Genomic DNA, 5,912 nt, shown 5'->3' with positions numbered 1-5,912 from the left:
CCCCTCTCTTAATATATTTAAAAAACCACTATCCGTCAATCGAACAAAGCCCCAATATGATGGTTCTCCCCCCAAAATCTCCCTAATAACACCTAAAATAACGCGTTTTTTAAAGGAGACATTATAGGTCATTTTTATTACTTTTGGATAAGTCTTTTTTTCAAAGAACCGTTCTAGCTCCGAATTTGTAAATATATTATGCGGTTTACAATACTCTACAAATTCGTTTACATTGCCGAAACTAGATAAATCACGATATTCCTCTACAACGCATAATGAGGTTGCCACCGACGAATAATTTGCGTTTGACGCACTATCATCCTTGGTTCTATATATGATGAGGCAATCGCCCCTTCTTAATTGTTCAGCACCATAGATTTTCGTAATATATACCTTGTGTATACTATTTGACTCGGACATATCTCTTAATATATCATAATTTTCTGTTTTAAGTATAGAGTCAGAAAACATACGAGTATGATATTCTGGCCAAATACCTAAAATATATTTATTTGCATTTGTTGTTATGACTGCTGGATAGTCTAGCAATATATCGCCTCTTATATCTTGCCTGCGTGTCGGTATATTTTTAATCAGAACAATTTCTTCATTTTTTTTGCCATATTCAACAAAACCGTACCTTTTTAATAAGGCTATTAACGGGGTTTGTTTTGCAAAAGAGGTAACATAAACATCGTAAATATTTTTTGATACCGCAAAATCGAAGACTCTCTTTATGAGACGTTCGCCCAGTTTAGTTCCATGAGCTTCTATCTTCATAGTTCCTATTTTTAGCCATGGATGGCCAGTATCAAGCTTAGGATCTATATTTGTGTTATCTACTGGATTTTCTACCTTTAAGTATAAAAAAGCCACTATCCGATTATCGTCAAATAGAACATAAGCCTTTTCACCAGATAAAGCCTTTCTCTCAATCCATGCGTCAAATCCATCGTAATCGCTCCTTAATGAATCAAAAAAAGGATTTGATATGTCAATATCCTTTATATATTTTTCTTCAATATTCGACATTTTAGACTCCCGATATTTTTATACAATTATATCAAAAAATATCCGACTCCGTTCTCTAAAATTTCTGAAGATATAAATCATAAATATTTATTGACGGTATGCGAAAGTCAAAGCTGAAATTAGATATTTGCACTGCAAATTCTTGCCCTTTTACGGCGGCAAGCAGTGCGCTCAAGGCCGCACGAGAGTCTTTCACTCCGTGCGCACCCAAAGAGTTGCCCAGTAGCACGCAACCCTCGGTATTGCGCCCGGTGTTGCCCGCATGGATCAATATGCAGCGAGTTTTTGGCACTAGCTCATTCCAAAGTAGCGGTAGGCGAACTCTAAATTTCGGGCTATCGTGCCAGGCTATTTGATACCTTCCTTGCGGTATGCGTCTATCCATGCCGCTCTGCGTGGTATCGGGGCCCGCAGGCTCGCAGGTATATCCCTTTAGCACCTCTCTTTCGCCGTCTCGCAATATGAAGCGCCCCAGCGTCATATCGTCCACTTCTTTAAACCTGATAATTTCTAAGACCATTTTTGCTCCTTTACCCTTCAAATTCTATCTCTATGCTATAGTTTGTGGGCTCTAGCGTATGCGAAACTGATTTCACGCTAAATTTGACATCCTCAAGCCCTGCGGCGCCTTTAAATTTAATTTGCGCGCCCGCGACGATATTGGCGCCCATACACGAGCAACGCCCGTTAATACCGCCCTTTTTTAACTCATTTAGCTTGCTTTGCGCTAGCTTATAGGCCTCGGCATCACTTTTCGGCTCTGGGATTTGCATCTTATAGGTCTGTTTGCCTTTGCCTACCTTGATCTGCTTACGCTTGCCGCTTGCGATGTCTTGCCATTCGCATACGACTGCATTATAGGCGTTGCGATTGGCTTCGGTAATATTGAGGGAAGCAAGATCGCTTAAATTCAATTCGATCTGCGGCAGCCCATCGCTCCTTTCTCTGCTTCGTCCGATTCATCATCTCCGCTTTTTGGCGCTAGGATCAGCGTGTCGTTTTTGGTGGCGGCTAGATAGCCTAGTTCTTTACTAAGCGAGTACAAAAACTCTAAATCGCCCACTCCGTCTTGTAGGCGCGATCTGATTGCCATATCCTCTCCGCTCGTTTTGAGGCGCAGGGCATTTTCGTCCGCGATCTTGCCGGCTATGGCAAAAAGCGTGGTATTTTCCCAGCTACGGCGCTTTTTGGTTTTGATCTCGCCGGCAAAATCTACGGCGGTCGCACGCACCTCGGTGCTTTGCTCTTTGTAATCTCGCTCGCAGGTCTGCACGGCGAATTTACCGCACAGCCACATATTATCGGCACCTTCCTCGCCTTCACCCGCCCAACCCAAATATAACTCAAGCTTGTCGCCGAACGTCGGTTTTGCGAAGAGACCGCGCACTTTAAAGCTTATTTCGTCGCTTTTAAAGCCCTCTTTATCGTCAAAGCCTAGGCTAATCAAATTTTGTTTTATGGTTTGCGTGATATCTTTGCCGTTTGCTTCAAGTTTAAAGATCGGTTTTCTCACCATAATGTGGCCTGCTTTTGCGGTATTTTTTCTTCACTCAATTCCGGCAGGGTTACGCTATCGCCCACCTTTAAAACAACCTCTAGCTTTGGATTGAGCTCCAGCACGCTTTCAAAATACCTTAAATGCCCGTAATGTCTATAAACGATCTGATCCAATCGCTCACCGTCTTTTGCTTTATAAATCATCTCTTCTCTTTTTGATTAAGTTCGTCCGCATCGTAATCCCTTCTAAGCGTAAGGCTGAACGTCTGCGTGAAAAACGCTCCATTTGGAGCGAATACGGATCTGTTTTCGCTGATCTTCTCTATCGCAAATCTGCCTAGATATTTCCCAAGCCCCGTAACGAGCGGCAGGCTCTGTCGCAACTCGGCCAATGCATAAAGCGGCTTAAGCGCACTTTGTCCGTCGCAGGCGAATGGCAGAGTTTGTCCGCTAAGGGTAATGCTCTGCGTGCCCAGGTTAGCATTCAGCAGAGCGGGATGGTTGTTTATCCTCTCGGTGGAGTTCATGCCGAATTCCGTTTCTACTGATATTTCGCTCGTCTGTTTCCACTCAAATTTAAAGCCGCCCAAATTTAAGACCATTTTTAACCTCTCACGTCCGTATTTCTGGCGTTTCGCTCATTTCGTCTGATAGCCTCTTGCACATCCTTTGAAATTTGCCGCTTAAAGGCTTCGGTATCGATATTGCCACCGTGTGCGTCAATCTTAAAATCTCCGTTAAAGGTTATATTTGTATTGCTGCCCCCGGCGCTACTTGAACTAAGAGTGCTGAGCGCTTCGCCCATAGGGCGATTCGGCGCAGGCGTGAAATTTCGATCGGCATTAGCATATGCGGGCGCCGTAACCGGCGCACTATTATCTCCAAAGCCAAAAAATTCCCCTACGCTTTTTACGCTGCTAAGTACCCAATCTATTTTTTCGCCTATCCAGCCGAAAAAGTCCGCAAATAGATCCTTCCACCATGCTACAGTCTCATCAAATACGCTACTGAATGCCTCTATCCAGCTATCTAGCCAGCTCTTAAAGCTTTCCCATTCAGGCTTGATTTTTTGCCAAAAATTTTGAAAAAAGGCTTTTACTCGATCCCAATTCTCATACAGCCATACCGCCGCCGTAGCAAGTCCCACGACTATGGCGCCGATGCCGGTAGTGATCAGAGCTAGCTTCATTATGCGAAAGCCCGCAGCCGCGGCGATGCTTGCGCCTCTCAATATGGCCATAGCTGCTGCTGCGGCTTTGGATGCGATAGCATGAGCGATCATAGCGGCTCTTTGCGTTATAAGTGCGATGTTTGTGCGAAGAGTGGCGGCAGTAAGCGCCCACATCCCTTTAACGACCAGGGCAATGATATGATAAGCCGTTCTAAACGGCGCAAAAGCAAGCATAAGGCCTGCAAAGCCTATTTTAACGCCGCTGATCGCTACTCCAAGAGCTATGAAGCCGCCTACCGCACCAGTCAGAAGTTTGGCGAGCGTAGGGAATTTTTCGTTAAATTTTCGCAGTGCGTTTCCGAAAGCCGCAAATAATTTCGCTGCGCTATCTACGACGGGTAAAAAAGTTTCGCCGATTTGTGAGGCTAAATTAATCCAGCTTTGATGCAATCTATCTAATGCCGAGGCGGTAGTATTGAGCTTAACCTGCAACTCTTTTTCCATAGAGCCTTTGGCTTCTGAGCTGCGCGCCAGAGCGATATTTGCTTTAAGTTCGTCTATGTTCTGCACTAGAGATGCTATCTCGTCATTATAGTTGCCGCCTACGAGGTCATAGAGAATTCCAGCTTGCGCATCTTTAGGCGCAGCCTTGATCCTCTCTAAGAAATCCACCATCGCAGCGGTAGAATCTTTGTTCAAATTTTCTTTGAGTGTTTGGGCATCCAGCCCGATCTGTTTTAGGGCTTCGTGGAATTTCTTCGGTTGTTTTTCCGCGCTTGCTAATGTCGTAAAAAAATCGTTCAGCGAAGTGCCTACTACGCTCGTAGCTTTGCCCGTACTAAGCAGAGTAGAGGCAAATGCAGCCGTAGTCTTGCCGTCTAAATCTATCATCCTTGCCGTAGCGGCAAGTAGAGAAGTAGACTCTAAAATTTGATCGGCATTAGCGTTTTTTACCTTATTATCGAGTAGATTGATGGTATCGAAAAGCTCCTCAATACCTTGCGTGTTTTTGATGCCAAAGCCTACGAACATATTATTCGTTGCTTTACCGACATCGTTTGCGCTCATAGCAAAGGCGCTCATCGCGGTGGTGGTAAGTCTGACGTATTTTATAAGCTCCTCGCCGCTTAAATTTGCTTTGCCACCCTCCGCGGCGATAGAGGCGACGTCGCTGAAGCTTTTGCCGAAGCTTGCGCTCAGATTTCTGAGTTCGCCCTTGAGTTTTGCCATCTCCTCGTCGGTGCCGTCTACATATTTTTTCACGTCGGCAAAGGCCGCTTCATCGTCAATGGCAAATTTTATCGGCACGGCAAGGCTTGCAGTTTTTGCAAGAGTGCCTGCAAGATTTCCTATTTCGTCCGAAATTGTTTGTTTGTAGCGAGCTATATCCTTGCTTACGCCCTTTAGTCCGCGCAAATTTTCGCTTATGCTTTTTACGCTTACGCCGGCGTTTTTTGCACTACGCGCAAGCCCTTTTATTGCGTTATCGGCAGATTTTACGCTAGAAAGTCCTTTCAAAACCAGCCCTATACTTATGCCGAGCGTCGTTTGATTATCCATTTTACCTCCTTTCCTGCTGCAAATTTTAAAATTTATGATACAATCGCTTCTTATGAAAGAAAGCGATCTAATAACATTTTATACCGGTATCATTACCGCAGCCGTGCTGCTTATGAACCTCGTTTTAGGTCTTGAGCCTAATCCGCTCATTACTATGTTTATCGTCGCAGGCGGAGTAATAGTGTTTTTAAGACCTATCCATCGCGCGTTTAAAAAGGTATTAAACGCTTTTCATCGTGCCGCTTTGCGCTCGCAAGATCTTTAGCGAAATACTGACAAATTCACTAAAATCAATCATATCCATATCCAAAATTTCGCGATGGCCAAAATGCAACACGTAGCCTAGCAGCGCGATGTTTTCATTGTCAGGCGCTGCTAAACGTCCAAAAAACTTTGCACCGCCCGTTGCAAGGCATTAAAATCTGCGATATCCAGTTCCTCGATCCACGAAGGCGTTTTATTCGCGCAAGTAGCGCATAGCTTAATGCTTTGCTCGATCTCGCTTTTTTCATTTGAAACCGCCTTAAACGCCTTGACGCTCGGCGCAAAAACCTCTATCTCTTCGCCGCAAATCGGTAAATTCACTTTGATATTTCTCATTTTTTACTCTCCTAAATTTGATCTTACTTTCGCCATATAATCCACCCCGCCG

Annotated in this window: 9 protein-coding genes; 1 reads left to right on the top strand and 8 read right to left on the bottom strand. The window is 44.5% G+C overall.

Going from position 1 to position 5,912, the window contains the following annotated elements:
- The 7 genes from Q0140_RS01375 to Q0140_RS01345 form a co-directional block, all read right to left on the bottom strand.
- A partial coding sequence (locus Q0140_RS01375; protein WP_297960876.1) for a GNAT family N-acetyltransferase occupies window positions 1–1,032 on the bottom strand: 1,032 nt, incomplete at its 3' end.
- Between the two features lie 55 nt (window positions 1,033–1,087).
- Window positions 1,088–1,552: a DUF5675 family protein gene (locus tag Q0140_RS01370; protein WP_297960873.1), complete on the bottom strand. Its 465-nt coding sequence runs from the start codon at window positions 1,550–1,552 to the stop codon at window positions 1,088–1,090.
- A 10-nt stretch (window positions 1,553–1,562) separates the two neighbouring features.
- The gene (locus Q0140_RS01365) at window positions 1,563–1,946 is read right to left on the bottom strand and encodes a hypothetical protein (protein WP_297960870.1); all 384 of its coding nucleotides are present in this window, start codon (window positions 1,944–1,946) and stop codon (window positions 1,563–1,565) included.
- Window positions 1,943–2,548, bottom strand: a complete 606-nt coding sequence (locus Q0140_RS01360; protein ID WP_297960867.1) for a hypothetical protein — start codon at window positions 2,546–2,548, stop codon at window positions 1,943–1,945. Before Q0140_RS01360 ends, Q0140_RS01365 begins: the two co-directional genes overlap by 4 nt.
- On the bottom strand, window positions 2,542–2,733 hold the full coding sequence (locus tag Q0140_RS01355) for a tail protein X (protein WP_297960864.1): 192 nt from the start codon (window positions 2,731–2,733) through the stop codon (window positions 2,542–2,544). The genes Q0140_RS01360 and Q0140_RS01355 overlap by 7 nt, the downstream gene beginning before the upstream one ends.
- Window positions 2,730–3,131, bottom strand: a complete 402-nt coding sequence (locus Q0140_RS01350) for a phage tail protein (protein WP_297960861.1) — start codon at window positions 3,129–3,131, stop codon at window positions 2,730–2,732. Before Q0140_RS01350 ends, Q0140_RS01355 begins: the two co-directional genes overlap by 4 nt.
- A gap of 2 nt (window positions 3,132–3,133) precedes the next feature.
- Window positions 3,134–5,260: a phage tail tape measure protein gene (locus tag Q0140_RS01345; protein ID WP_297960859.1), complete on the bottom strand. Its 2,127-nt coding sequence runs from the start codon at window positions 5,258–5,260 to the stop codon at window positions 3,134–3,136.
- Window positions 5,261–5,312: 52 nt separating this feature from the next.
- Between Q0140_RS01345 and Q0140_RS01340 the strand changes: the two genes are divergently transcribed.
- The gene (locus Q0140_RS01340; RefSeq protein WP_297960856.1) at window positions 5,313–5,525 is read left to right on the top strand and encodes a hypothetical protein; all 213 of its coding nucleotides are present in this window, start codon (window positions 5,313–5,315) and stop codon (window positions 5,523–5,525) included.
- Window positions 5,526–5,635: 110 nt separating this feature from the next.
- On the opposite strand, the gene Q0140_RS01335 is transcribed toward Q0140_RS01340, so the two are convergent.
- Window positions 5,636–5,860, bottom strand: a complete 225-nt coding sequence (locus Q0140_RS01335) for a phage tail assembly protein (RefSeq protein WP_297960853.1) — start codon at window positions 5,858–5,860, stop codon at window positions 5,636–5,638.
- Window positions 5,861–5,912: the final 52 nt, after the last annotated feature.

Origin of the sequence: uncultured Campylobacter sp. (assembly GCF_938045405.1) — a bacterium.
In the GTDB taxonomy this organism is placed as follows: Bacteria; Campylobacterota; Campylobacteria; order Campylobacterales; family Campylobacteraceae; genus Campylobacter_B.
Note: the sequence above shows the minus strand (reverse complement) of the source record. Positions and strands in the feature narration are given on the sequence as shown.